This window comes from Microbacterium resistens, assembly GCF_031456305.1.
GTDB classification, from domain to species: domain Bacteria; phylum Actinomycetota; class Actinomycetes; order Actinomycetales; family Microbacteriaceae; genus Microbacterium; species Microbacterium resistens_A.
Genome location: NZ_JAVDUM010000013.1, coordinates 1 through 25,146, shown reverse-complemented (window position 1 = coordinate 25,146; position 25,146 = coordinate 1). Strand labels below are relative to the sequence as shown.

Genomic DNA, 25,146 nt, shown 5'->3' with positions numbered 1-25,146 from the left:
AGCGCGTGCGTAAAACTGCCGCTGCTCTGATCACCCTCAGCATCGCCGCTCTCGCCCTCGCCGGCTGTTCGAGCGGGCCTTCCTTCGAGGGCTCGTCGTGCGGCGCCGAAGGAACCGGCGACCTCACGAAGGTCGCGACGGTGAGCGGGGAGCTGGGGAGTCGCCCGGAGGTCAAGGTCAAGACCCCGGCGCACGAGGAGAAGACCACCGTTCAGCGGCTGATCGATGGCGGGGGCAGTGCGATCACCGACAGCGATCAGCTTCTCGCCATCGACCTCTCTCTTTACAGCGGTCGCACAGGAGAGCGCATCGTGTCGACCGAGTACAACGGGGACCTGTCACGCCTTACGAGCGTGACGTCCTGGAGCGACCAGTATCCCGGCATCGGCACGGCGTTGAAGTGCGCGACCGAGGGTTCTCGGCTCGTCGCCGGGATCCCGGTGACCGAGTTCGGAACGAAGGCGGCTGCCGACCTCGAGCTCGAACCGACGGACACGGTCATCACGGTGATCGACGTCACTAAGGTCTACCTGCCCCATGCCGAGGGTGCCGAACAGTACAACGACGCGCTCGGGCTCCCGACGGTTGTTCGCGCCCCCAACGGTCGTCCCGGCATCATCGTCCCCGAGGCCAAGGCGCCCAAGGACCTCGTCGTCCAGACCCTCATCAAGGGCGACGGCGAAAAGGTCACCGGCGATGCGCCCGTTCGGTTGAACTACACGGGCGTGACCTGGGCGGAACGGAAGGTCTTCGACAGCTCATGGGGGAACAAGCCCGTGCCGCTCGACCTCTCGCAGGTCATTCCTGGCTTCGCGGAAGGCCTGAAGGGTCAGACGGTCGGCTCCCAGGTGCTCATCGTGGTACCGCCGGAGCAGGCCTACGGCGACGCCGGTCAGGGGCAGATCCCGCCGAACTCAACCCTCGTCTTCGTCGTGGACATCCTCGGCGTGGACTCGGAAGCCCGGTAGGAGCGCGGTGGCCGCGAAGATCCCGCCGGAGGAGCGCCTGACGAATCTCGTCGTGGCGCTGATGGCCACGGAGATCGGCCTCACCAAGCAGCAGATCCTCGACAACGTGTCGGGCTACCGGCAGCGCCAGGAGTCGGGGACCCGGGCCGAGGCGCTCGAGAAGATGTTCGAGCGGGACAAGGACGACCTGCGCGCGCTCGGCATCCCGATCGAGATGCTCGGCGACCATGCCGACCCGAACGACCTCCGCGAGGCCCGCTATCGGATCCCGAAGGCGGAGTACGACCTTCCTGTCGACATCGAGTTCACGCCGGCCGAGCTCGCCGTGCTGCGCCTGGCCGGAAGCGTCTGGAGCGAGGGCTCGCTCTCCGGGGAGGCCCAGGCCGGCGTGCGGAAGATCCGCGCGCTCGGCATCGACGTCGACGAGCCGATCATCGGTTTCGCCCCGCGCATCACCGCGCGGGACGCCGCCTTCGCCCCGCTCCAGGACGCGATCGAGCGCAGCGTCGCGGTGACCTTCGACTATCTGAAGCCGGGGGAGGAGTCGCCTCGTCGTCGTCGCGTCCAGCCCCTCGCCCTCCTGGAGTACGAGGCGCGCTGGCACGTGTTCGGCATCGATCGGGATGCGAAGGGCGAGCGGATGTTCCTGCTCTCCCGGATCGTCGGCGACGTGGCCGTGACCGCGGATGCTTACGATCCTGTGCTCCGTGAGGACGCGGGGGAGCGGGCGCTGGCGAGCCTGGAGGCGGTCGCCGCCGCCAACTCGGCGCTGCTGGAGATCACTCCGGGGACCGAGGCTTGGCTGCGGTTGGGGCGACGTGCGACGCCCGCCGCCCAGGGTTTCCGCGTGCCCTTCGTCGATCTCCACATCCTCGCCGACGAGCTGGCGTCCTACGGCCCCGAGGTCCGGGTCGTCGAGCCCGCCGTGCTCCGAGACGCCGTCGTGAGCCGGCTGCGGGCCGTGATCGCCGCGCACTCCGTCCCCGATCGGGACCGGGCAGCTGAGGAGGGGACGCGATGACCGCACGCAAGCCATTGCTGACCTCGGACCGGGTCCGCGCCTATCTGACCCTCGTGCCGTATCTGCTGGAGCGTGGCGAGGTGTCCCTCGTCGAGGCCGCCGCCGACTTCGACGTCCCGGTCGCCACGATGCGCTCGATGGTGGAGAAGCTGACCCTCATCGGCCTCCCCGGCGACGACGGGTACTGGCAGCAGCATCAGGAGCTGTTCGATATCAACTGGGACCTGCTCGACGAGCAGGGCATCATCGAGATCACGAACGACGTGGGCCTCCGGCGTGCGCCGAGGCTCACCGCCCGCGAGGCGGCGGCTCTCCTCGCAGGCCTGCAGCTGACCGCTGCGGTGCCGGCGGTCGCCGAGTCGGGAGTGATCTCCGGGCTCATCGCGAAGCTCTCCCGGGGAGCGGCCGGGCTCCCCGCCGACGTCATCGTCGCCCCGGGGCCGGTGGACGAGGTCCGGACGCTGGTCGGACAGGCGCTGCAGAGCGGTGTCGCGATCTCCTTCACCTATCGCGCTCCGGACGCGTCGCCGACGACTCGGACGGTCGATCCCGTGAAGGTGCTGATCACCAACGGGCAGTGGTACCTCCAGGGCTGGTGCCATCTACGCAAGGCGATGCGCACGTTCCACCTTGACAGGGTCAGCGATCCGCGGCTCACCGACATCCCGATCGAGCACGGCGAGGATCCCGTCCCCGAGCTCTTCGCGATCGGCGCCGAGGACGGGGAGGCCACGGTGCGGCTCCCGGAAGGCAACGCCCCGCTCATGAGCGACTATCTCGATCGGGCAGCGAACGTCGCCTCGGCAGCCGGAGTCGTGACGGCGCGGCTGCGCATCGGCGACCCGCTGACGCTCAAGCGACTGGCCGGCCGATTCGGCGGACGGCTCGAGGTCATCGAGCCTCGCGCGGCCCGCGCGGCGACGCATGATTGGGCCGCTGCAGGGCTCGCGCTCTATAACGGTGACGTAGAGCCGTCGACACGGTAGACTGTTCGGAACTTCACTGAGGGGAAAGTTATTATGTTCGCTGGACTGAATGGGTGGCATCTGCTCATCCTTCTTGCCGTCATCCTTCTGCTGTTCGGTGCGGCGAAGCTTCCTGCCCTCGCGCGGAGCATGGGACAGTCGGCTCGTGCCTTCAAGGGTGAGATGAGCGCCATGAAGGAAGAGGACGCGGCTCGCGCCAAGCTCGACGAGAAGACCGAGACCACTGAGGGCTCCACGGCGGCCGGGTCGGCGACCACGACCACCCCGGCGTCTCCTGACCGACCCAGCTGACCTTGGCAGCTGTCGACTCCGTGACCACGGGACGGAGGCGCGGCCGCGACCGTACGATGTCGCTGGGCGCGCACTTGGTCGAGCTTCGCAAGAGGCTCGTGATCGCGGCCGCTGGTCTGATCATCGGGATGGTAGTGGCGTTCATCGTCACCGACCCGATCATCAGTTTCATCACCGAGCCTATTCGCATCATCGTGGAGAAGCGGGGCGATGACTTCGCAGCTCTGAACTACGGTTCTGTGACAGGCCCGTTCGACATGAGGATGCGGATCGCGTTCTCCATCGGGATCTTCTTCTCCGCCCCCATCTGGCTCTGGCAGATCTGGGCCTTCGTGATGCCCGGGCTGACGAAGAAGGAGGTTCGCTACACCCTCTCCTTCGTGGGCGCGGCCGTGCCGCTGTTCTTCGGCGGATGCTACGTCGCCCTGACGGTGATGCCGCACATCATCGAGCTCATGTACGGCTTCACGCCGCAGGGGGCGGTGAACTTCTACAACGCGCAGGACTACTACGACTTCGTCTTCAAACTGATGATCGTGGTCGGCATCTCGTTCGTGCTTCCGGTGTTCCTCGTCGCCCTGAACGTCACCGGCGTCATGTCGGGGCGCGCGATCCTCAAGGGCTGGCGGATCGCGATCCTCATCGCGACGGTGTTCTCGGCACTGGCCACGCCTGCCGCCGACGTCGTCAGCATGCTGATGCTCGCCGGAATCCTCATCGTCCTCTTCTTCGCGGCAGCCGGTCTGTCCCTTCTCTTCGACCGACGTAAGAAGAAGCGTCAAGACGAGGCACTGGCGGGGATCGGCGGATGACGACCTCGCCCGCCGAACGTTATGCGGCGGCGAGGGAAGCACAGGACTATCCGGAGACGGCTGTCTTCGCGGCCTCCCAGCGCTTCGATCTCGATCCGTTCCAGATCGCGGGATGTCACGCGCTGGAACGCGATCGGAGCGTCCTCGTCGCGGCGCCGACCGGCGCGGGGAAGACGATCGTCGGCGAGTTCGCTATCCATCTCGCGATGCGGACGACCGGCGACAAGGCCTTCTACACGACCCCGATGAAGGCGCTCTCGAACCAGAAGTTCCGAGAGCTCGTCGACGTCTACGGGCCCGACGAGGTCGGGCTCCTCACCGGGGACGTGAACATCAACGGCTCGGCGCGCATCGTGGTGATGACCACCGAGGTGCTCCGCAACATGCTCTATGCGGACTCGCCGGCCCTCACCGGTCTGCGGTACGTCGTGATGGACGAGGTGCACTATCTCGCCGACCGCTTCCGCGGTGCGGTCTGGGAGGAGGTCATCATCCACCTCCCGGATCATGTGCGGCTGATCTCGCTCAGTGCGACGGTGTCCAATGCCGAGGAGTTCGGGGATTGGCTCGATACGGTCCGAGGGGACACGGAGGTGATCGTGTCGGAGACGCGCCCCGTGCCGCTGGAGCAGCACGTCCTGGTCCGTGACGACCTTCTCCCGCTGTTCGATGATCGCGCAGGGATCGCCACCGCACAGGTGAACCAGGAGCTCATGCGCATCCGCTCGTTCACCGGGTCCTCCTACGAAAGCAACCGACAGGCGCAGGAGTATCGGAGCAACCGTCAGGCGGGCGTCCGTTCGCCCAGGCCGAAGCGCGGCGGACGACGTCCGGTGCGCTCCGCGAACGTCCGCCGAATCGAGCGCCTCGATCGTCCGAAGGTGGTCGAGCTCCTCGATCGGGCGAACCTCCTTCCCGCGATCTTCTTCATCTTCAGCAGGGTCGGCTGCGACGCGGCCGTGCAGCAGGTCCGACGCTCCGGGCTGCGCCTCACCACCACCGAGGAGCGCCAAGAGATCCGCGCGATCGTCGAGGAACGACTCCGTTCCTTCCGCGACGAGGACCTCGGGATCCTCGGGTACTGGGATTGGCTGGACAACCTCGAACGCGGACTCGCCGCGCACCATGCCGGTCTTCTTCCGGCGTTCAAGGAGGTCGTGGAGGAGCTCTTCCGCAAGCGCCTTCTGAAGGTGGTCTTCGCGACAGAGACGCTCGCGCTCGGCATCAACATGCCGGCACGGACCGTGGTGCTCGAACGCATGGAGAAGTTCAACGGGGAGGCGCGGGTCGCGATCACCTCGGGGGAGTACACCCAGCTCACCGGCCGAGCAGGCCGCCGGGGGATCGATGTCGAGGGACACGCGGTCGTGCAGTGGACCGAGGGAATGGACCCGCAGGCCGTGGCCGCGCTCGCGTCGCGTCGCACCTACCCGCTCAACTCCAGCTTCCGTCCGACCTACAACATGGCGGTGAACCTCCTCGATCGGTTCGGACGGGTGCGCTCCCGTGAGGTGCTGGAGTCCTCCTTCGCACAGTTCCAGGCCGACCGATCCGTCGTGGGCCTTGCCCGTTCCGTGCGCGAGGCGGAGACCTCCCTGGAGGGATACCTCGCGGCGATGACCTGTGAGCACGGCGACTTCGTCGAGTACTCGGGGCTTCGTCGCGAGCTCAGCGACCTGGAGAAGAAGAACCGCTCGGACGGGCAGGCACCGAGAGCTGTGCGGGACAAGCGGCTCCAGAGGATCGAGTCACTTCGTCGCGCGATCCAGCGCCACCCCTGCCATCGGTGCCCCGATCGAGAGGCCCATGCGCGCTGGTCCGAGCGGTACTGGAAGCTCAAGCGCGACAGCGACCGCACACGGCGTCAGATCGAGAACCGCACGAGCACCGTCGCCCGCGTGTTCGATCGGGTCCTGGATGTGCTCCTCGCCGTCGGCTACGTGACGGGCGCCGGCGACGATCTCGCGCTCACCGACGCGGGGCGCACGATGCAGCGCATCTACGGCGAACGCGATCTCCTGGTTGCGGAATCCCTCCGCCGCGGTCTGTGGGAGGGACTCGACGCCCCGTCCCTCGCCGCGATGGCCTGTGGGCTCGTCTACGAGCCGCGCCGCGACGACGGGTCCGTCGATCCGAGGAGCCTTCCGCGAGGCCGGTTCCGCGCCGCCTGGGACGAGACGCAGACGCTCTGGGCCGAGCTCGACGACCTGGAGAAGGACAATCGCCTGCCCGGATCGGACCAGCCGTCCGCCGCGCTCTCGACCGCGATGCACGCATGGGCACGCGGATCCTCGCTCGACCATGTTCTGGAGGAGGCCGACCTGGCCGCGGGGGACTTCGTCCGATGGACCAAGCAGACGATCGACCTCCTCGATCAGCTGTCGATCGTCGCTCCGACCGTCGAGCTCGCCCGGACCGCTCGCACTGCGCTGGATGGTGTCCGTCGGGGGATCGTCGCCTACTCCTCGGCCTGACCCATGACGATCGATCCCGCCGACCCCCCGGTCCTCGACGCCGCGCGCCCGTCCGCTGACGCTCCGTCGCACGACGCGGTGCGGAGCAGCCCCCTCATCCCGCTCTGGGCCGCCATGGTGCTCGCCGCGGCGGCCGGAGGTCTGCTGACGCTCGCCTACCCGGCCGTCTCCCTCTGGATCCTCGCCTTTCCGGCGGTCGCCCTCCTCCTGATCGCCGTGATCGGCCGATCCGCCTGGGCGTCGTTCCTGGTGGGACTCGTCTACGGCGTCGTGTTCTCCGTCATCCTCGTGTCCTGGACCGGACGCTACCTCGGGCCGATCCCGTGGCTGGCTCTCGGCCTGCTGGAGGGCTTTCTGACGGCGGTGACGATCGTGCCGATCGCCCTGGCTTATCGCTGGATGCCAAGACTCGTGCGCGGCCCGATCCTGCGAGGTGTGCTGACGGCCGCGGTCGTCGCCGCCCTCTGGATCGGAAGGGAGCTGTTCCTCGGCTCCTGGCCCTATGGGGGCTTCCCCTGGGCGAGGATCGGCATGGTCATGTCCGAGACCGCGTCCGCGCACGTCTCCTCGTGGCTGGGCGTCAGCGGGCTCGGCTTCCTCATGGTCTTCCTCTCGGCGCTGTGCGTCGAGCTGATCCGTGGGCGCGCGCGTCCTCGGCTCCCCGCGTTCATCGCGCCGGCACTCCTCGTCGGTGCCCTCGCGTTCACACCGTTGTTCCCGACCACTGCAACGGGGACGATGCGCATCGGTGCTGTCCAGGGCAACGGTCCCGCGGGCTACTTCGACGTCAGGAAGCCCCTATCCGTTCTGGACGCGCAGGTGGAGGCCACCGTGCCGCTGTATGGGGAGGGCCTCGACCTCCTCGTATGGCCGGAGGGCGGCGTCGACGCCGACCCCTTCCAGAACCTCGCTGCCGCGCGCACGCTCACGTCGATGGCGGAGCGCTCAGGGGCTCCGGTCCTCGCAAACGCCGCGACCGCGGACGATGACAACTTCTACAACACCTCGTTCCTCTGGCCTGTCGATGCCCCGTGGGATCTCGCCCGCGACGATGTGCAGACGCATGCCAAGCGGCACCCCGTCCCCTTCGGCGAGTACGTGCCCGACCGCGCGTTCTTCAACGCGATCGTGCCCGATCTCATCGGGCTGATCCAGCGCGAGTACACGCCAGGGACCGATGCGCCGATCGTGCGGGTCGGAGAGCGGGTCGTCGGCCTCGCCATCTGCTTCGACGTCATCTACGACGAGGTGATCCGACAGGGGATATCGGAGGGCGCGGAGGTGCTGGTCTTCCAGACGAACAACGCTGATTTCCGAGGCACCGCCGAGAATCTGCAGCAGCTCGCGATCGCACGGATGCGAGCGGTGGAGACGGGCCGCGCGGTCGTGAACATCTCGACGGTCGGGACGAGTCAGGTCATCGGGGCGGACGGGACGACGCGCGCCTCCGTAGACGCAGATCGCCCCGGTGCGCTGGTCGAGGATGTCGAGCTGCGCACCGGGGCGACGGCGGGTGTCGTGATCGGGCCCTTCCTGGAGCAGCTCCTGCTCTGGGGTGGACTCCTCATGGTCGTCGGAGCCGGGATCGTCTCCCGGATCCGCCGATCGGGTGAGGGGCGTTAGGCGCCGATCTTCTCGCGGGTCGGGTCGTCTCCGGCGCCACGGCGGGCCCGGATGTAGGCGAGGCGCTCCTCCAGGAGCTCCTCGAGCTCAGCGCGCGAACGGCGCTCGAGCAGCATGTCCCAGTGGGTGCGGGCGGCCTTGTCGTCCCCGTTCTCGAGCTCGACGGGCTTGCCGTCGACCTGGAGGCGGGCGTCAGCGCCGCAGGAGCGGCACTCCCAGGTGGCCGGCGCCTCGGCGTCAGCTGCGAACATGAGCGTGGTCGCATGACCGCACGTGTCGCACACGTACGAGGTCTGCTGCCGTTCCATGAAGACGACGCCCTCTTCGCTCTGTAGGCTCTGGGCGCCGAGCCGGATGCCGCGTAGGCTGCGATCTGCCATTGTGTGGTCCTCTCGTCGCCCTCAGGTATAGCGGGTCAGCCTGTGCGCTTCATGCGAACGGAGCGCGGGACCCCGACTTCCCAGCCGATGTTCAGTGCGTCGACTCGCCTCCTTCATCTCACCGGATCGTCGGCGGAGAAGGGGAGCGGTCACCGCCGACCGAGCGTCGTGATGGCAAGATCGACGCGGTCGGTCACGATCCCGTCGACACCGCCGTCGATGAGCTCTGCCATCCGCGTCGGCTCGTTCACCGTCCAGACATGGACCTCGACGCCGGCGGCATGGGAGAGCCGGAGCAGAGCGGGCGTCAGCACCCGGATCGGGCCGAAGCGCTCGGGGACCTGGATCGCGTCGACCTCCCGCAGGATCCTGCGGGCGAGCGCCTTCGAGCGAAGCAGCGAGGAGAGCCGGAGGAGCGCGATGGTCCGCTGTCCGGGGGACGCAGCGGGAGCGACGCCGCCCGCTCTTCGGGCAGCCTCGACGGCGGCTCGGCGCGTCGCATCTGAGAAGCTCGTGAGGAGGACCCGCTGGGCATGGGGAGCCACGGCGATGCCCGCGGCCTCGGCGGCGGCACGCTCCTTCACGTCGACGTTGAAGCGCAGCGTGGGGAAGCTCTCCAGCGCATCGGAGAGGGTCAGCAGCCCGCCGCGCCCGGCGAAGCGCTCTTCGAGCTCTGCCGCCTCGACCTCGCGGAGCGGGCGTGGATCGTCGAGAAGGCGCTCGAGCGTCTCGTCGTGGAACAGCACGACCTTGCCGTCGGCCGTGAGGCGGCAGTCCGTCTCGACGTACTCGGCGCCCGCCGCATGCGCCGCGGCGAAGGCGAGGGCGGAGTTGTCGAACACGGACGGATCCCCGCCCGGTGCGGTCGTGAGACCACGATGGGCGAGGATCCGCGGCGCCGATGCGCCTGAGAGGTACTCGTGCGTCACGCCGGTGGTGGCGGCGTCTGTCCGCCGCGCGCGCTGAATGCGCCACCGAAGCTCTTGAGCGCCTCCGTGAGCTCGCTGGGGATGATCCACAGCTTGCTCGACTGGCTGTCGCTGATCTTGGGCAGCATCTGCAGGTACTGGTACGCCAGGAGCTTCTCGTCCGGCTGTCCCTGGTGGATCGCGCTGAAGACGTTCTGGATCGCCTCGGCCTCACCCTGAGCGCGGAGGACCGCGGCCTGCTTGTCGCCCTCTGCACGGAGGATCTCGGCCTGCCGGCGTCCTTCGGCCTCGAGGATCTGGGACTGCTTCGACCCCTCGGCGGTGAGGATCGCGGCGCGACGGTCACGCTCGGCGCGCATCTGCTTCTCCATCGAGTCCTGGATGGAGATGGGCGGGTCGATCGCCTTCAGCTCGACACGGCCGACGCGGATGCCCCACTTGCCGGTGGCCTCGTCGAGCACCACCCGGAGCTGGCCGTTGATGTTGTCGCGGCTGGTGAGGGCCTCTTCGAGGTTCAGGCCACCGACGACGTTGCGGAGCGTGGTGGTCGTCAGCTGCTCGACCGCGCCGAGGTAGTTCGCGATCTCATAGGTCGCCGCGCGGGCATCCGTCACCTGGAAGTACACGACGGTGTCGATGGACACCACCAGGTTGTCCTCGGTGATCACGGGCTGCGGCGGGAAGGACACGACCTGCTCGCGCATGTCGATCAGAGGGCGCAGCCGGTCGATGAAGGGGACCAGCAGGTTCAGACCGGGCATGAGGGTCTTGTGATAGCGGCCGAGCCGCTCCACGACGCCCGCGGTCGCCTGGGGGATGATCCGGACGGAGCGGGCGATCGTCACCAGCACGAAGATGATGACGGCGATCGCCAGGATCCACCCGATCGCTGTCGGGATGAAGGATGCGTTGTCCATGACGGGCTGCTCCTGATTCCTATTCGTGTGCGGAGAGGACGTAGGCGGTGGCGCCCTCGATCCGGCCCACCGTGATGGGAGTGCCGGGGGAGAGGGGCGTTGTGACCGGGGTGTCGGCGGCCAATCTGGCCGTCCAGGTGTCGCCGTTGCTGAGCTTGACCTGACCGGTCAGCGTGCTCACCTCGAGGAGGACGACGCCGTGCAAGCCGACGAGGGCCTCGACGTTCGACTTGGTCGCATCCTCGCCGCGGTGCAGACGTCGCAGCAGGGGCGGCCTGATCAGCAAGATGAACGCAGCGGCGGCAGCCGCGGCGATGATGACCTGTGCCCAGAGAGGGAGCCCGGTGACATCGGAGAGGAGTCCCACCGCGCTGCCCAGCGCGAGCATGAGGAAGGTGAAGTCGAGCGTGAGCATCTCGATCACCAGGAACACGGCGATCAGGACGAGCCAGCCGATCCAGGCCCAGTTCTCGAAAACCTGCAGAATCGCGTCCATGCTCCCTTGCCCCTCGTTTTTGCCAACCTACCATGCGGTTTCCGACATGCGAGAAGACAGGCGGACGCCGTGGATCGGGGCCCGGAGCACGCGATTGGTAGGCTGAGGCTCTCTGTTCGTCGGGCGTGCGACGCCCACTTCCTCGAGGAGCAACCGTGACCGAGCCCCTTCCCGCCGATTCACTGACCGGCAAGGTCGCCCTGGTCACGGGCTCGTCCCGGGGGATCGGCGCAGACACGATCCGCGCCTTCGCCAACGCCGGCGCGGACGTCGTGATCAACTTCCGCAACAAAGCCCCCCGCGCGGAGAAGCTCGCCGCTGAGGTCCGCGAGCTCGGCCGTCGCGCGCTGGTGGTGGGCGCCGACCTCACCGACCCCGAGTCGATCGCGGGGATGTTCGCCGCCGTCGACGCGGAGTTCGGCGGTCTCGACCTGCTCGTCCTGAACGCCTCCGGCGGGATGGAGTCGAACATGGGCGAGGACTACGCCCTTCGCCTCAACCGCGACGCGCAGGTGAATGTCCTCCAGGCGGCGCTTCCGCTGCTGCGGGAGGGCGGTCGGATCGTGTTCGTGACGAGCCACCAGGCGCACTTCATCCGCGCCACCCCGACCATGCCCGAGTACGAGCCCGTGGCGCTGTCGAAGCGGGCGGGCGAGGACGCCCTGCGGGAGCTCATCCCCGCGGTGGAGGAGAAGGGCATCGGTTTCGTCGTCGTCTCCGGCGACATGATCGAGGGCACGATCACGGCGACGCTCCTCGAGCGGGCGAACCCCGGCGCGATCACCCAGCGCCGCGAGTCGGCCGGGCGGCTCTACAACGTGGCCGAGTTCGCTGCGGAGGTCGCAACGGCCGCTGTGGAGCCCATCCCGGCCGACCACACGCGCCTCATCGGCGACGTGAGCGGCTTCGGGGTGGAGTGATCAGACCGCGCGGTCTTCGAGCACGCTCTCCACGTCGCCTGCAGCCCTGCCGAGCGTGATCGCACGGACGATCTGCACGACGCCGAGGGCGACCGCGGAGATCCCGAGCACGAGCCACAGGACGGCAGCCGCGTACAGCGGCGAGAACAGCACGAAGATGCCGGCGAGGATGCTCAGGATCGCGTAGAGCATGGTCCACGCCCTCGCACCGTCGTTGCCGAGCAGCGTCAGAGAGACGAATCCGTCGAAGATCCAGCTCACGCCGATGAAGATCGCGACGATCAGGGCGAGGGACGCGGTCGCCGCCCCGAGGTTGGCGAAGGCGATGATGCCTGCGGCGATGTAGAGCAGGCCGAGCAGGATATGGCCCACACGTGCCCAGCCGCCCTTGCCTCCGGAGAAGATGCCGAGGCCGAGGTAGACGACGCCGCCGATGATCAGGTATGCCGCGAAGATGCCGGTCACGATGATCGCCGTCTTGGCAGGCCAGATGAGCAGCACGAGGCCCGCGATCAGCGCGATGACACCAGAGATCACGAGGAATGCACGGAGCGATTTGACGAGGCTCCTCGCCCCGGCGAGTGGATCGGTCATGGGGGACCTTCTTTCTGGGAAAACGCTGTGAGCGTTCATACCAGCGTAGCGCCGGTCGTCCTCGCGGGGGAGGGGTGACGTGCGAGGATCGCTCCATGACCGTTCCCGACCTCGACCGGCTTCGGGATCTGACCGCGCTGCGTCGTGTCCGGGACCGCATCGACCGCGAGTACGCCAGTCCCTTGGACGTCGAGGCGCTCGCGCGTGGCGAGCACATGTCGGCCGGCCATCTGAGCAGGCAGTTCCGCCTTGTCTACGGGGAACCGCCGTACTCCTACCTCATGACCCGGCGGATCGAGCGGGCCATGGCGCTGCTGCGCCGCGGAGATGTCTCCGTGACAGACGTCTGCTTCGCCGTCGGATTCCAGTCCCTCGGGACCTTCAGCACGCGGTTCTCCGAACTCGTCGGCGTCTCGCCGAGCGCATATCGTCGTGAGCCCGGCCTGGGTCCTGGGATCCCCTCGTGGATGGAGAAGCAGGCGACGAGACCGATCAGGAATCGAGAAGCCGATGTCGCCGGCGATGCGTAGCGTCGGAGTCATGGACATCACGATCAATGCGAGCTTCCTCCCGCACCTCGACGCGGAGGAGTCGCTCGCCTTCTACCGGGACGTGCTCGGCTTCGAGGTGCGCAAGGACGTCGGCTATCAGGAGATGCGGTGGATCACGGTCGGCCCCGCCGGGCAGCCGGACACGGCGATCGTCCTTCACCCACCGGCGGTGGACCCGGGGGTCAGCGACGAGGAGCGCAGGACCATCCTCGAGCTCATGGCGAAGGGGAGCTACGGTGGCATCGTGCTGGCGACGGGGGACGTCGACGGCGCGTTCGCGGAGATCGAAGGCAGGGGAGCGGACGTGGTCCAGGAGCCGATCGACCAGCCCTACGGGATCCGTGATTGCGCCTTCCGGGATCCAGCAGGCAACATGGTGCGTCTGCAACAGAACGTCTGAGAGAGGAAGAGATGCGCGAAGAGCACATCGCCGATTCGCACGACACGATCCGGGTTCAGGGGGCCCGGGAGAACAACCTCAAGGATGTGAGCGTCGATCTGCCCAAACGGCGCCTCACCGTCTTCACCGGGGTGTCCGGTTCGGGCAAGAGCTCGCTGGTGTTCGACACGATCGCCGCCGAGTCCCGGCGCATGATCGATGAGACCTACAGCGCATTCGTCCAGGGGTTCATGCCCTCGGTCCCGCGACCTGATGTGGATGTGCTGGAGGGGCTCACGACATCGATCATCGTCGACCAGGAGCGCCTCGGCGCCAACCCGCGTTCCACCGTCGGAACGGTCACCGATGCGAACGCGATGCTCCGGATCCTCTTCAGCAAACTGGGGTCGCCTCATATCGGAGGACCGACGGCGTTCTCCTTCAACATCCCGACGCAGAAGGCCAGCGGGGTGATGACGGGCCCCGGAGGGGAGAAGAAGATCGTGAAGGATGCGATCTACCTCGGGGGGATGTGTCCGCGCTGCGAGGGCAGGGGAGCAGTCTCCGACCTGGATCTCGCCCAGATCGTCGACGAGTCCAAGTCGCTCGACGACGGCGCGATCATGGTTCCCGGTTACACGGCAGACGGATGGATGGTGAAGGGATTCTCCCAGTCCGGGTTCTATCCGTCCGACAAGCCGATCTCGCAGTTCACCGAGAAGCAGCGTCATCTGTTCCTCTACGGCGAGGTGACGAAGGTCAAGATCTCCGGCATCAACATGACCTACGAGGGGTTGATCCCTAAGATCATGAAGTCGATGCTCTCGAAGGACGTCGATGCGCTGCAGCCGCACATCCGCGCCTTCGTGGAGCGGGTCGCGACGTTCGCGACCTGCCCGGAGTGCGATGGCACGCGGCTGACCGAGGGGGCACGGTCCTCGAAGATCGAGGGGGTCAGCATCGCGGACGCCTGTCGGATGCAGGTCACCGATCTCGCCGAATGGGTGCGAGGGCTCGATCTCCCCGACGCCGGGCCTCTGCTGCGGACGCTGAGTGCGAATCTCGACGCCTTCGTCACCCTCGGCCTCGGCTACCTCAGCCTCGAGCGCCCGTCGGGCACGCTGTCCGGGGGAGAGGCGCAGCGCATCAAGATGCTCAGGCACCTCGGGTCGTCGTTGACCGATGTCACCTATGTCTTCGACGAGCCGACGATCGGCCTGCATCCGCATGACATCCAGCGGATGAACGAGCTCCTGCTGCAGCTGCGAGACAAGGGCAACACCGTCCTGGTCGTGGAGCACAAGCCGGAGACGATCGCGATCGCCGACCGTGTCGTCGACATCGGCCCCGGCGCGGGAAGCGCCGGGGGGACGATCTGCTTCGAGGGGACCGTCGCGGATCTGCGCACGAGCGGGACGCTGACCGGCCGTCATCTGGACGATCGGGCAAAGCTCAAGCCCGAGGTCCGATCTGCGACGGGGGCGATCGAGGTCCGCGGCGCGAACGGGAACAACCTCCAGGACGTAGACGTCGACGTGCCCCGCGGCGTCCTGTCGGTGATCACCGGTGTCGCGGGATCGGGCAAGAGCTCGTTGATCCATGGGTCCGTCGCGGGGCGCGACGGGGTCGTCTCCATCGACCAGGGGGCCATCCGCGGCTCTCGTCGGAGCAATCCCGCGACCTACACCGGGCTCCTCGAACCGATCCGCAAGGCGTTCGCGAAGGCGAACGGGGTGAAGCCGGCGCTGTTCAGCGCGAACTCCGAAGGCGCCTGCCCGACGTGCAAGGGCGTCGGCGTGATCGTGACCGAGCTCGGTTTCATGGACACGGTCGAGTCTCCGTGCGAGGACTGCGGCGGAAAGCGATTCCAGGCCGCGGTCCTGGAGTACACCCTGGCCGGGCGCGACATCACCCAGGTCCTCGACATGCCGGTCGCTGAGGCGCGGGAGTTCTTCGCTGCGGGAGAGGCGAAGATTCCCGCAGCGGCCGCCATCCTGACCAGGCTCCAGGACGTCGGCCTCGGCTATCTCACCCTGGGGCAGCCGCTCTCGACACTGTCCGGAGGAGAGCGTCAGCGGATCAAGCTGGCCTCCCAGATGGCGGAGGGCGCCGAGGTGTACATCCTCGATGAGCCGACGACCGGGTTGCATCTGGCCGACGTGGAGAATCTCCTCGGGTTGCTGGACCGTCTCGTCGACTCTGGGAAGACCGTCATCGCGATCGAGCACCACCAGGCCGTCATGGCGCATGCCGACTGGATCATCGATCTCGGACCGGGCGCCGGGCACGACGGCGGGCGGATCGTGTTCGAGGGCACGCCTTCGGATCTCGTCGCCGCGGCGAGGACCCTGACCGGCCAGCATCTCGCCGCCTACGTCGGCGACTGACCGGCTCGCTGTCCGTTGAGGTTCCCTGGGCGCTAGTGTCCAGGGAACCTCAACGGATAGCGCCGTACCTCCTGCCGAGCGTCTGCAGGGGAGGAGCGCGGGGGAGAGGACACCCCTCTTCTACGCGGTTCATCAAGCAAGGCTACGGATGTGGTTGGCATTTCCGCGCAGAGCAGGCTTGTACCGATTGATATCCACGTCATCAATGTGATCGGCGACTAGCTCCAGAAGGATGGCGATGGATTCGTTGGGATTACCGGCCGCGTGCTGAGTTATCGCCTGGAACGCGACTATCGAAGCGGATGCTGGATACTTGCCCCGGGCCTCGTCGAAGATTCTGAGGGAATCCTCGATTCTATGAAGGTTTCTCAATGTCGAACCATATTGTATGTAGCATCTGCGGAGAATATCGCCATCGAGACCAGAGGCGAGCGCTCTTTCATAGAATTCCCGCGCAGTCTCTTCGTTCCCGGCCGTGTCATAGGCTCCTCCCATCTCGTATAGAACTCGTGGGTTATCAGGATTGACCTGGTAGATCTTCTCCAACGCATCAATTGTCGGCTGCATATCGCTCCGGTCGCGCCGCTGAGATATCTCGTCAAGTTGCTCATCAAGCGTCATGGGTCCATCATGCAACACCTGTGAAGCCAGACCTGCCTCAAACCAGGGATGATAGGCAGCATGACAGTTGATCGCTCCTACATCCGAGTGAAGGCCATGCTCATAGCGCCGAACGACGACGGTTCGCACCACCTCGTCAGCAGCAACGCTCCCACCAGCGAGAACCCGTTGGGCTTTCACCGACTGATCGGTGGCAGCGTCGAGCTGGGGGAGACGCACCAGGAAGCGATAGTCCGCGAAGTGGGGGAGGAACTTGGGGCCCGCATCCTCGACCTCACACACCTCGGTATGGTCGAGAACATCTTTCGCTACAACGGCGAACTCGGCCACGAGATCGTCGCTCTCTACTCTGGGAGGGTGGAACCAGCGCCAGCAGAGGAGGGCGGGACGCTCACCGAATCGGATGGCTCAGTGGTTCCTGTTGTATGGCGGCCATTCGAGGACGCCGACATCGCCGTGCCGTTGTACCCGGCAGGTGCAAACGATTGGATTCGCGGCTCGCAGCCCTGGCCGTCTTTCCGGGCGAAGCCAAGACCTGCGTAGCGAGCAGGTCGCGACCCAGTCTGCGAATAAGTCCAGTTTGTGCGTTGTCCGATACTCTATTCCGCAGCAAAATAGACGCTTGCGGAAATGCGAGTGTAGCCTCGCGGTCCTTGAGGACCTGCCAACACGAAAGTTGGGCTCCCTCCCGCCGCTTGCACCGATACGGGAAGACTGCGAGAACATTGCACAAGGTGTTTCTGCGATGAGATCAGGATGAGGCAGTACTCTTGATCACCTGGTTCACCAGCGCCTTTCGCAATGAAGACACTCCATCCCGATTCTTCCGTGATGAGTCTGGTTGTCCCGCGATCAAGCTGGGTTAGGTCGAGGCCGCTCACGTCCACCGGAACGACGTCGACCTGGGATTGCTGTCGCTCGAACTCAGGGACGATGACCCCCGGAGAGCAAGCAGTGAGAGCAAGGGCGAGAATCACGATCGTCAGTCCGCCGCGGATCCTCGCCCTCATGACCTTCTCCGATGTCCTCGTCAACGCTCGTACCAGCAATCTAGTCCACGCTTCACGGATCCGTGCGGGGTGTCCGACCTGCACTGACGGTACGACTCGGTGTAGGTGAGAGCGTGCGCCAGGGGCCGTACAGGGAGACGAGGCCGGGGCCGGTCTCAGTGACGAGGCGGCGATCTGGGCGCTGAGCGGTTTTGAACTCCTCGTCGAGTGTCTTCCAGGAATTATGCCAGGGTCAGTACTTCACCCACTCGTATTGGGCTGGGAGCACGACGAGCGCAAAGACCAGCCCCACTCCAACGAAGAAGACGCTGATCCATACAGCCGCAAAACCGATTCGCTTCACCTTGGCTGTATGAACTGGGTCTTCTCCGACCTTGGCAACGAGGACGACTGTCACGAGTGAGATCACCCATCCGAGAAGCGAGATGCAACCGAAGATAACTGCAATATTGCTTTCGAGGGGTTCCCAGTACAGAGCCTTTTCGAACGAACCACCTACCCAGATCAGTCCGGCCAGATTGAAGGCGGCTGCCCCTCCCAGACCCAGGATCGTCCCTACTGCGGCAACAAGGATGATTGATGTAACTCTCATCGGATCTGCCGTCCGATCTTAGAAGGACTGGTGTCAGCGGTAGATTGTGTAGTACAGCATCATTCTATTCCTGCCGTACGCCGGCGCTGAATCACCGGGTGAACAACCGAGGATCTCAGTTCCCCGATAATGCACATTATGTCAGCTTGTAATCTGACAACTTGCATGATCCGCAGGTTACTGGTCCTCGGCATCGACCCCCAGCGGTCCAGGAACGCGACCCTGAAGAATCTGACCGCGCAGATCGACATCCACACGCTCTCCGATCTTCTCGGCTACAGCACCGTCACGCTCCAGATGCCCGCACCGATCGTCGCGGATTCACTCGACTACATGCCAGGAACTCGCGAGCGTCTGACCGAGCGCCCTCCGAGCCTCGTCCGGCAGCCGGGCGAAGAGCTCCGGCCAGCGGTCGACGACATCGAGCACCCTTGCCACGGCGCTTCTCCTCTACCGCTCGCTAGACCCGGCGTCCGTCGTATCGAGCATGCGCGTCACATCGTCCAGACTGGCGGTGACGAGCCGGTAGTACGCCCAGATTCCGCGCTGGGAACGGGTCAGGAACCCGGCGGTGGTGAGGACCTTGAGATGGTGGGACACGGTCGGCTGCGACAGCCCGACCGGGTCGATCAGGTCGCACACGCACGCTTCCTGGTCTTGGCTGGATGCGACGATGGACAGCAGTCGCAGCCGGGCCGGATCCGCGAGAGCCTTCAGTCGCACGGCGAGCTGCTCGGCGTCGTCCTGGCCGAGGGGTTCTTTCACGAGCGGCGCACAGCAGGACGCCTTCGCGGTGACGTCGGTGACCTCAAGCATCGTGACCATGCATCGATACTAATCGATATTGACAGTCATCGATAGATGCGCCCATACTTGCATCGACGTTCATCGATATGCGGAGGTTTCTGATGGTGACGATGCTGGATCTCACAACCCGGACAACGGTCTCGGACCGGCTGGCGACGCTGCCGGTCGTGATCATCGGCGCAGGCCCGATCGGGCTCGCCGCCGCGGCGAATCTGGTCGAGCGGGGCATCGACTTCGTAGTCCTCGAGGCTGGAGACCGGGTCGCTGACTCGGTCCAGCTCTGGGGTCACACCCGGTTCTTCTCCCCGTGGCGTTTCCTCGTGGATCCGGCCGCCCGCCGGCTGCTGGAGGCTGCGGGCTGGACGATGCCGGCTGCGGAGGGTCGGGCGCCGACCGGGCAGGAGCTCGTTGACGACTATCTGTCTCCGTTGGCGGATCTGCCGGAGATCGGGTCGCGGATCCGGTTCGATTCGCGGGTGGTCGCCGTGTCGCGGGAGGGCATGGACCGCACCCGCACCGCCGGGCGCGCGCAGGCCCCGTTCCTGCTGCGCGTCCAGCACCCGGACGGGCAGGTCACCGAGACGACCGCGCAGGCGGTGATCGACGCGTCCGGCACCTACGCATCCCCGAACCCTCTCGCCTCCTCCGGGCTCGCGCCCCTCGGCGTCGACCAGGTCGCCGACCGGGTCCTGCACGCCCTCCCCGATGTTCTCGGGACGGACCGAGCAGGGTTCGCCGGGAAGCACACGGTCGTGGTCGGGGCGGGCCATTCCGCGGCGAACACGCTCATCTCCCTGGGCAAGCTTGCCCAGGAAGAGGCAGGCACGCGGGTGACGTGGGTGATCCGGAACTCGTCCGCGATCCGGGTGTCCTCGTCGCCGGATGACGAGCTCCCGGACCGGGCCAAGCTCGGCAGTCGGGTCGAGCGGATGGTCCAGTCCGGACAGATCACCCAGGTCGACTCGTTCGAGATCTCCCGCGTCGAGAACCCCGGCGACAGGATCCGGCTGATCGGCACCCGCCGCGGCGAGGCAGCGATGCTGGATGCGGATCTGGTGGTAAACGCGACCGGGTTCCGCCCCGACCTGGACATGCTGCGGGAAGTCCGGCTCGAGCTGGATGACATCGTCGAGGCCCCGCGCCGGCTGGCGCCGCTGATTGACCCGAACCTTCACTCCTGCGGCACGGTCGAACCGCACGGGTTCCGGGAGCTCACCCACCCGGAGTCAGGGTTCTTCATCGTCGGGATGAAGTCCTACGGTCGGGCCCCCACGTTCCTGCTCGCGACTGGGCATGAGCAGGTCCGCTCGGTCGCGGCCTGGCTCGACGGCGACCTGCAAGCCGCATCCCAGGTCGCGCTCACGCTCCCGGCGACCGGGGTCTGCTCCACCGGCGACAGCGGCGGAGGATCCTGCTGCTCATGACCCAGATCCGAGCCATGGTCCCTGCGGACTGGGCGCGGGTCAAGGAGATCTTCGTGGCCGGGATCGCCGGCGGGGACGCTACCTTCGAGACCACCGCCCCCACCTGGGAGCAGTTCGACGCCGGGAGGATCCGGGCGCCGCTACTGGTCGCCACTGACGCGAAAGGCTCGGGCCGAAGGTCGCCCTCATCCACCAGGACTACTTCCGCCGCGAGATCTTGAGCAACGACGACAGGCCACAGCGCTCCCGCGACGCAAGCATTCTGATCGTCGGCGCTGCGCGCGAGGCTCTGAACCTCGGATACGACGTCATCTTGGACGGAATCTTCAATCTGCGCGACTACTCAGCACTGTTCGAGCGCCTGTACGACGACCACCGCGGGCAGACCCGGATCTACCAGTTCGACATCGGGCTCGACGAGACGATCCGACGCCACGCAGGACGGCCACTGTCGAAGAAGTTCGGTGAGGAAAAGATCCGCGACTGGTACGACGGGTGGCAACCACTCCCCTGGCACGACGAAACACGCGTAAGCGGCGACGTTTCGACCGAAGATCTGGTGGCGTTGATCCTGAAGGACCTCAGCCTTCTACGCTCACCACAGCGGGGCGATTGAGGGCGAATAGTCCTCGCAGTGATAAGCCGGATATCCAGTCAAGGACTTGCGTGACGCGTACTGTGCTCGTGAGCACAGTACGTAAGCGACACCCCCAGGTGCAGGATCCTCTCATGGCTGTGTGGACGCTCGCGAGACCCGCCTCGGACCTGAGCTACGCTCTCAGCGTGGAGAACATCGAGACGTATCTATCAGGCCTCACCCCACAGCGGACTGCCCTGTTCACGCGGCTGACAGCACGGGCTGCGAAGCTGGCAGCAGAGAAGCCCGACATTCAAGACTTTGTGTTCGTTCCCGGGCACAAGCACCCTACTCGGGACGACAGCCAGAGCGCGTTGTGGCGGGCCATCGAGCAGATGATGCGGGTCTCGCCCGCCGGCGACGACGAACTCCCCATCATCTGGTTGGGGTACGACGTCGCGACGCGATTCACCAGCAGTCGGGAAGCACAGGGATTCCTCCTCACCGACCGCCGACTTATCGTCAAGGACACCGTGAATCTGGTGTTCGGCAAGGGCGAAGCAAGACAGTACCCGCTCTATGTCGGTTCGAACGGTATTGCAGGGTCGGCCAACACAATCGCATCGACGGCGATTGAAGACTACGACTGGGACAGCGCCGGCTCACTCGTTGACGAAGAAGACGCCGAGTGGTTCAGCCAGCTGCTCGTCGCCGCGATCACCATAACGTTAGAAGCCCTCGCGGACACCGGCACGGTGATCGATGGCGCGCCGATCACTGCGAGCGACATCCGCGGCCGTGTAAAGGAACTCGGTCTCTCAGCCGCAGCGAAATATGCCGATGACAAGAAACACGCGAAGCACTTTGCAAAGTTCGCCAAGAAGATGCCGCTCGACCCCGGCGAGCAGATCCTCGTGTGCTTCAGCGCCAGCACTCTGGCGGGCCCATATGGGCTCATACTCACCGACCGGTACCTGCGATCTCGTGGTCTCGGCGAAGATCCCGTATCGACTCCGCGACTCCAGGTCGACACTGAGGCGGTGAGGGTGAATCCCGAGAACAAGAGCCAGATTATTGCTGCGATCGGTGAGGTGCACGAGTTCCCTAGCCACCTGGGCGAGCGCGAGGCCGGCGCCCTCGTCGTTCTCATTCGGGAGTGGGCAGACGGTCGAGTCAGCTGAGCCGCTCTCCTGCCTGCACACGACCCCTGGGGCTCACACTCTGTATTGTCCGATCCGGCCGACCGCGTTCCGCGCATGGTCACATCCCACGGCCCCTATCGCGTACTCTGATGGCAGTCTCGGAAACCTGACCGCGACGGTAGATCGCGACGCGAGGAGGAGCGCGATGGGCATCGTATTCCCGGATGGGACGGTCTCGGTCAGAACCGCGGACGGCGACATAGTCCTCCTGCGCATCTGCGATCTGTGCGGTGCGGCCGTCGTCGAAGCCGACGACACCGATCTCGCGTTCCACAAGCGCTGGCACCGGATCACCGGTTCCGGCAACTGGGTCGACCCCGCGACCGGTCGCGTCCACGGTCCCGGGAACCCGTTTCTTCCAGGCAAATCGTCCGACTGAAGACTCCGGTATCGAGAGCGCAGAACTCGCATCATCAGAGAATGTGCTCCGACCGGGGTGGTTTGAGCAGCTTCTACTCTGGAGCGCCCGGCTTACTCTTCTTTTTCAGAAGGATTGCCACAAGCATCGTCACGATCATTATTGGCAAGATAGAAATACTAATGCTATTTAGCTTCCCTCCTTCTTCTGGGTGGGCTATCGCGACGATGGACAACACAGCAACCAGTATGGCAATGATCACGGTTGCAGCGACGGCGGCCCAGAATATGCCCAAACTTCTCATCGACATCTGGCCCTTCTCCTCCATTGCGAAGGCCAGACGAAATGTGCGACCGATATCGCAAACAGCGCCCAAGCGGTAAGCAGCGCCCAGAGGTTGGTGTCGCGTCCAACAGGCGTTCTCCACTCGTCGGTCTCTGCGGCCATGGGCGCGATGGCGATGATGATGGCACACGCGACAAACCCCAAGCCCGCACCTGCGACCGTGATCCCACCGTTGGCAAGCCAACGAGACCGAAGCGCCGGCACGAGTCGAAGGGGAAGTCCAACGATCATCGCGGCGATCATCGACGACACGGCGAGGAACAAGGCACCCATGTTCCACCCGATTATCGTCCCGATGCCGTCATATGCCTCAGCGGTAGAGCTGATCAGGAGGATCATCGCCGCCACGAACAGGACGAGCCCGCCGACGAAGAACTGAGCGAGAGTGAGTGCCCCAATGCCACCGCCCCGCCGCGGAGGATGTTGTTCACGGTCTGATGTGCGATCTCCCGCTTGATGCTGACTCACACAGAGATCTTACGAGTCAACTCCGCCGTGGGTATCGTCGTTGTGAATAGAGATGTGCCCTCCGCCCGTCGATGGAGACCTTGAGATGATTGAGCGTCGATCCGTAGTGATCCCCGACTTCGTGGGAAAACCCGTGCACGTCGCCCGGGATATCGCAGTGAACGCTGGGATTGATCTCGCGAGCGGTGATCCGGATGGGCCCGGCCTCGGATCGCTCACTTGGCCTGGTCTGTTCTGGGTGACCTCGCAAGACCCTGCCGCCGGGACCGCAGTCGAGCCAAGAACCCAGGTGCGGATCACCTTCCTGAAAGACGGCCAGGCCAGGAGCGACGTACCAGCCCAGACAGGCGGGCCTCTCCCCTCGCTCAAGAGCCACGCAGAGCCAGAAGTCCAGGAAGAGGCATAGCGGGACCGGGCGCCCGACAGTAGCACTCCCCCACGCCCGCAAAAGGTCCTCCGCTGACGATTTACCTTGTGCGGGTATCGGGATCAGCTGTCGTGCACAGCGAGCATGAACCACTGGCGTCGTCCGGCCTGAAGCACATCCTGTGCCCCTATCGACACAGGTTCCTCGCTGTCGAGTCGCTTGACGCCGTTGATCCGCACGCCGCCTTCGGCGATGAGCCTCCGCGCCGCTGATCGTGTGAGCTCGGGACGGGCTGCGTTCACAAGCTGAAGAACCGTCGCCTGTCTGGGCACATCGACGTGCGGCATCCTGGCCGGAAGCCCCCGTTCTGAGAACACCTCGAGAAACCCGCGCCGTGTGTGCCCGGCCTCCGAGGCGCCATGGTGGCGCGCGACGATCGCCTCGGCGAGGTCCAACTTGGCGTTGCGCGCATCGACGCCGCCGAGGGCGGCTCGTCGTCCGAGGTCATCAACATCGACAGGTGGAAGCTCCGTGTACGCCCTTGCCCACACGCCGACCAGATCGTCGTTCAAGGTCATGAGCCGCCCGAACTTGTCTTCCGCCGTCTGCGCGAGTCCGACGTAGTTGCCCAACGACTTCGACTGCTTGGGACCGCCATCGAGGCCCGGGGTGATGGTGCTTGTGATGACTGTCTGCGGCCGTTGGCTATGCTTCGCCTGCAGTTCTCTCCCCATGCTCTCGTTGAACAGCTGGTCAGATCCGACGATGGTCAGATCCGAGTGCAAGGCCACGCTGTCGAAGCCCTGCAGCACAGGGTAGATCAACTCGTGCATTGCGATCTCTCGACCCTCCTCAACCCGCTTCTGGAACATGTCGCGAGCCATCAACTGGCTATGGGTCACGAGACTCAGCTCGCTGATCACATCGGTGATCGGCATCGACGCGTACCACTCCGAGTTGCGCCGGATCTCGAGCACCTCCCGGTCCTTTCGCAGGACCAGACTCACCTGATCGAGGAACGCCTGAGCGTTCCGTTCGATCTGGTCCGTGGTCAGCACAGGGCGGGTGCTGGTTCGGCCAGTCGGGTCGCCAACTCGGGTCGTCGTGTCGCCGAGGAGGAAGACGATGACGTGACCGAGATCCTGCAGGCACCGCATCATCCAGAGGTTCACGGCATGGCCGAGATGCAGGTCGGGGGCGGTGCAGTCGACACCGAACTTGATCCGGAGCGGCGTCCCGGAGGCGAGCCGTTCGCGCAGGTCATCACGGCCGAGGATCTGCTCGGTCGTACGACTCAGATGGTCGAGCACTTGATCGGGCGTTGTCATGGGTCTCTCCCTCGATATGCGAGCGAGAACTCCCAGCAGACCCGCTCACGCTGAACGCAAGAAAGGTGAGGACCGATGGTCCTCACCTTGGGCTCTGGGATGTGCCGAGTATCTGAGATCAGCGATGTACGCGCCAACGGCTCACTCCAGAGCCGTCGAGATACACCAAACCGATCACCATGCGCGAAAGCATAGCCAGTTCAGCGCGGCGTCTCTAGTCGTTGGGGTGGCGTCCCGGGGAGTGGTGGGGTTTCTGGCAGGGCTCACGGTGTCGTAGACGCTAGCGAGCCATCGTGCGATGGTCAGTGAGTACCGATCA

28 protein-coding genes are annotated in these 25,146 nt (G+C 65.6%); 17 read left to right on the top strand and 11 right to left on the bottom strand.

What is annotated here, in order from left to right; all coding sequences use genetic code 11:
- Nucleotides 1–5: 5 nt before the first annotated feature.
- Genes J2Y69_RS14030 through lnt form a run of 7 tightly spaced genes read left to right on the top strand, consistent with a single transcriptional unit; the run spans nt 6 to nt 8,175 of the window.
- Nucleotides 6–968: an FKBP-type peptidyl-prolyl cis-trans isomerase gene (locus tag J2Y69_RS14030; protein ID WP_310021810.1), complete on the top strand. Its 963-nt coding sequence runs from the start codon at nt 6–8 to the stop codon at nt 966–968.
- Between the two features lie 7 nt (nt 969–975).
- Entirely contained in the window at nt 976–1,989 is a 1,014-nt protein-coding gene (locus J2Y69_RS14025; protein ID WP_310021806.1) for a helix-turn-helix transcriptional regulator, read from the top strand.
- Complete coding sequence (locus tag J2Y69_RS14020; protein ID WP_310021804.1) at nt 1,986–2,975, top strand: helix-turn-helix transcriptional regulator; 990 nt, start codon at nt 1,986–1,988, stop codon at nt 2,973–2,975. The genes J2Y69_RS14025 and J2Y69_RS14020 overlap by 4 nt, the downstream gene beginning before the upstream one ends.
- Before the next feature lie 33 nt (nt 2,976–3,008).
- Entirely contained in the window at nt 3,009–3,266 is a 258-nt protein-coding gene (tatA, locus tag J2Y69_RS14015) for a twin-arginine translocase TatA/TatE family subunit (protein WP_310021802.1), read from the top strand.
- Between the two features lie 56 nt (nt 3,267–3,322).
- Nucleotides 3,323–4,078 (top strand): twin-arginine translocase subunit TatC, encoded by a 756-nt coding sequence (gene tatC, locus J2Y69_RS14010; RefSeq protein WP_310022037.1) that lies wholly within the window; start codon nt 3,323–3,325, stop codon nt 4,076–4,078.
- Nucleotides 4,075–6,552 (top strand): DEAD/DEAH box helicase, encoded by a 2,478-nt coding sequence (locus J2Y69_RS14005; RefSeq protein WP_310021801.1) that lies wholly within the window; start codon nt 4,075–4,077, stop codon nt 6,550–6,552. Before tatC ends, J2Y69_RS14005 begins: the two co-directional genes overlap by 4 nt.
- A 3-nt stretch (nt 6,553–6,555) precedes the next feature.
- Nucleotides 6,556–8,175: an apolipoprotein N-acyltransferase gene (gene lnt / locus J2Y69_RS14000; RefSeq protein WP_310021799.1), complete on the top strand. Its 1,620-nt coding sequence runs from the start codon at nt 6,556–6,558 to the stop codon at nt 8,173–8,175.
- On the opposite strand, the gene J2Y69_RS13995 is transcribed toward lnt, so the two are convergent.
- The 4 genes from J2Y69_RS13995 to J2Y69_RS13980 form a co-directional block, all read right to left on the bottom strand.
- On the bottom strand, nt 8,172–8,555 hold the full coding sequence (locus J2Y69_RS13995; protein ID WP_310021796.1) for an RNA polymerase-binding protein RbpA: 384 nt from the start codon (nt 8,553–8,555) through the stop codon (nt 8,172–8,174). The genes lnt and J2Y69_RS13995 overlap by 4 nt on opposite strands.
- A gap of 149 nt (nt 8,556–8,704) precedes the next feature.
- Nucleotides 8,705–9,484, bottom strand: coding sequence for a glycerophosphodiester phosphodiesterase family protein (locus tag J2Y69_RS13990; protein WP_310021795.1), 780 nt, complete (start codon nt 9,482–9,484; stop codon nt 8,705–8,707).
- Nucleotides 9,481–10,401 carry an SPFH domain-containing protein gene (locus J2Y69_RS13985; protein ID WP_310021793.1) on the bottom strand — a complete coding sequence of 307 codons (921 nt, stop codon included), beginning with the start codon at nt 10,399–10,401 and terminating at the stop codon, nt 9,481–9,483. Before J2Y69_RS13985 ends, J2Y69_RS13990 begins: the two co-directional genes overlap by 4 nt.
- Nucleotides 10,402–10,420: 19 nt before the next feature.
- Nucleotides 10,421–10,897, bottom strand: a complete 477-nt coding sequence (locus tag J2Y69_RS13980) for an NfeD family protein (RefSeq protein WP_310021791.1) — start codon at nt 10,895–10,897, stop codon at nt 10,421–10,423.
- Between the two features lie 155 nt (nt 10,898–11,052).
- Between J2Y69_RS13980 and J2Y69_RS13975 the strand changes: the two genes are divergently transcribed.
- Entirely contained in the window at nt 11,053–11,817 is a 765-nt protein-coding gene (locus J2Y69_RS13975) for an SDR family oxidoreductase (RefSeq protein ID WP_310021789.1), read from the top strand.
- On the opposite strand, the gene J2Y69_RS13970 is transcribed toward J2Y69_RS13975, so the two are convergent.
- Nucleotides 11,818–12,411, bottom strand: coding sequence for an HdeD family acid-resistance protein (locus J2Y69_RS13970; RefSeq protein ID WP_310021787.1), 594 nt, complete (start codon nt 12,409–12,411; stop codon nt 11,818–11,820).
- A gap of 95 nt (nt 12,412–12,506) precedes the next feature.
- Here J2Y69_RS13970 and J2Y69_RS13965 point away from each other — a divergent pair, with 95 nt between their 5' ends.
- Genes J2Y69_RS13965 through J2Y69_RS13955 form a run of 3 tightly spaced genes read left to right on the top strand, consistent with a single transcriptional unit; the run spans nt 12,507 to nt 15,728 of the window.
- Complete coding sequence (locus J2Y69_RS13965) at nt 12,507–12,941, top strand: helix-turn-helix transcriptional regulator (RefSeq protein WP_310021785.1); 435 nt, start codon at nt 12,507–12,509, stop codon at nt 12,939–12,941.
- Nucleotides 12,942–12,951: 10 nt separating this feature from the next.
- Nucleotides 12,952–13,362 (top strand): VOC family protein, encoded by a 411-nt coding sequence (locus J2Y69_RS13960; RefSeq protein WP_310021782.1) that lies wholly within the window; start codon nt 12,952–12,954, stop codon nt 13,360–13,362.
- 11 nt (nt 13,363–13,373) lie between these two features.
- Nucleotides 13,374–15,728, top strand: a complete 2,355-nt coding sequence (locus tag J2Y69_RS13955; RefSeq protein WP_310021780.1) for an excinuclease ABC subunit UvrA — start codon at nt 13,374–13,376, stop codon at nt 15,726–15,728.
- Between the two features lie 132 nt (nt 15,729–15,860).
- Here J2Y69_RS13955 and J2Y69_RS13950 read toward each other — a convergent pair whose 3' ends face one another.
- Nucleotides 15,861–16,349 (bottom strand): tetratricopeptide repeat protein, encoded by a 489-nt coding sequence (locus tag J2Y69_RS13950; protein WP_310021778.1) that lies wholly within the window; start codon nt 16,347–16,349, stop codon nt 15,861–15,863.
- A gap of 60 nt (nt 16,350–16,409) precedes the next feature.
- On the opposite strand from J2Y69_RS13950, the gene J2Y69_RS13945 reads away from it, so the two are divergent.
- A complete protein-coding gene (locus J2Y69_RS13945) occupies nt 16,410–16,892 on the top strand; it encodes an NUDIX domain-containing protein (protein WP_310021776.1) in 483 nt (160 codons plus the stop codon).
- Nucleotides 16,893–17,591: 699 nt separating this feature from the next.
- Here J2Y69_RS13945 and J2Y69_RS13940 read toward each other — a convergent pair.
- Nucleotides 17,592–17,951 (bottom strand): hypothetical protein, encoded by a 360-nt coding sequence (locus tag J2Y69_RS13940; RefSeq protein ID WP_310021774.1) that lies wholly within the window; start codon nt 17,949–17,951, stop codon nt 17,592–17,594.
- A gap of 450 nt (nt 17,952–18,401) precedes the next feature.
- Nucleotides 18,402–18,776: a metalloregulator ArsR/SmtB family transcription factor gene (locus J2Y69_RS13935; protein ID WP_310021772.1), complete on the bottom strand. Its 375-nt coding sequence runs from the start codon at nt 18,774–18,776 to the stop codon at nt 18,402–18,404.
- 92 nt (nt 18,777–18,868) lie between these two features.
- Here J2Y69_RS13935 and J2Y69_RS13930 point away from each other — a divergent pair, with 92 nt between their 5' ends.
- The 4 genes from J2Y69_RS13930 (at nt 18,869) to J2Y69_RS13915 (ending at nt 22,340) form a co-directional block, all read left to right on the top strand.
- A complete protein-coding gene (locus J2Y69_RS13930) occupies nt 18,869–20,182 on the top strand; it encodes an FAD-dependent oxidoreductase (RefSeq protein ID WP_310021770.1) in 1,314 nt (437 codons plus the stop codon).
- Between the two features lie 217 nt (nt 20,183–20,399).
- Entirely contained in the window at nt 20,400–20,798 is a 399-nt protein-coding gene (locus tag J2Y69_RS13925; RefSeq protein WP_310021767.1) for a P-loop NTPase family protein, read from the top strand.
- A 167-nt stretch (nt 20,799–20,965) separates the two neighbouring features.
- Nucleotides 20,966–21,940 (top strand): hypothetical protein, encoded by a 975-nt coding sequence (locus J2Y69_RS13920; RefSeq protein WP_310021765.1) that lies wholly within the window; start codon nt 20,966–20,968, stop codon nt 21,938–21,940.
- A 166-nt stretch (nt 21,941–22,106) separates the two neighbouring features.
- Nucleotides 22,107–22,340: a histidine ammonia-lyase gene (locus tag J2Y69_RS13915; protein WP_310021763.1), complete on the top strand. Its 234-nt coding sequence runs from the start codon at nt 22,107–22,109 to the stop codon at nt 22,338–22,340.
- A gap of 73 nt (nt 22,341–22,413) precedes the next feature.
- Here J2Y69_RS13915 and J2Y69_RS13910 read toward each other — a convergent pair whose 3' ends face one another.
- Together J2Y69_RS13910 and J2Y69_RS13905 are read right to left on the bottom strand one after the other, a co-directional pair.
- Nucleotides 22,414–22,629, bottom strand: coding sequence for a hypothetical protein (locus tag J2Y69_RS13910; RefSeq protein ID WP_310021762.1), 216 nt, complete (start codon nt 22,627–22,629; stop codon nt 22,414–22,416).
- The gene (locus J2Y69_RS13905) at nt 22,620–23,132 is read right to left on the bottom strand and encodes a hypothetical protein (protein WP_310021759.1); all 513 of its coding nucleotides are present in this window, start codon (nt 23,130–23,132) and stop codon (nt 22,620–22,622) included. Before J2Y69_RS13905 ends, J2Y69_RS13910 begins: the two co-directional genes overlap by 10 nt.
- A 52-nt stretch (nt 23,133–23,184) precedes the next feature.
- Here J2Y69_RS13905 and J2Y69_RS13900 point away from each other — a divergent pair, with 52 nt between their 5' ends.
- On the top strand, nt 23,185–23,538 hold the full coding sequence (locus J2Y69_RS13900) for a PASTA domain-containing protein (RefSeq protein WP_310021756.1): 354 nt from the start codon (nt 23,185–23,187) through the stop codon (nt 23,536–23,538).
- An 83-nt stretch (nt 23,539–23,621) separates the two neighbouring features.
- Here J2Y69_RS13900 and tyrS read toward each other — a convergent pair whose 3' ends face one another.
- A complete protein-coding gene (gene tyrS, locus J2Y69_RS13895) occupies nt 23,622–24,827 on the bottom strand; it encodes a tyrosine--tRNA ligase (protein ID WP_310021754.1) in 1,206 nt (401 codons plus the stop codon).
- Between the last annotated feature and the right edge of the window lie 319 nt (nt 24,828–25,146).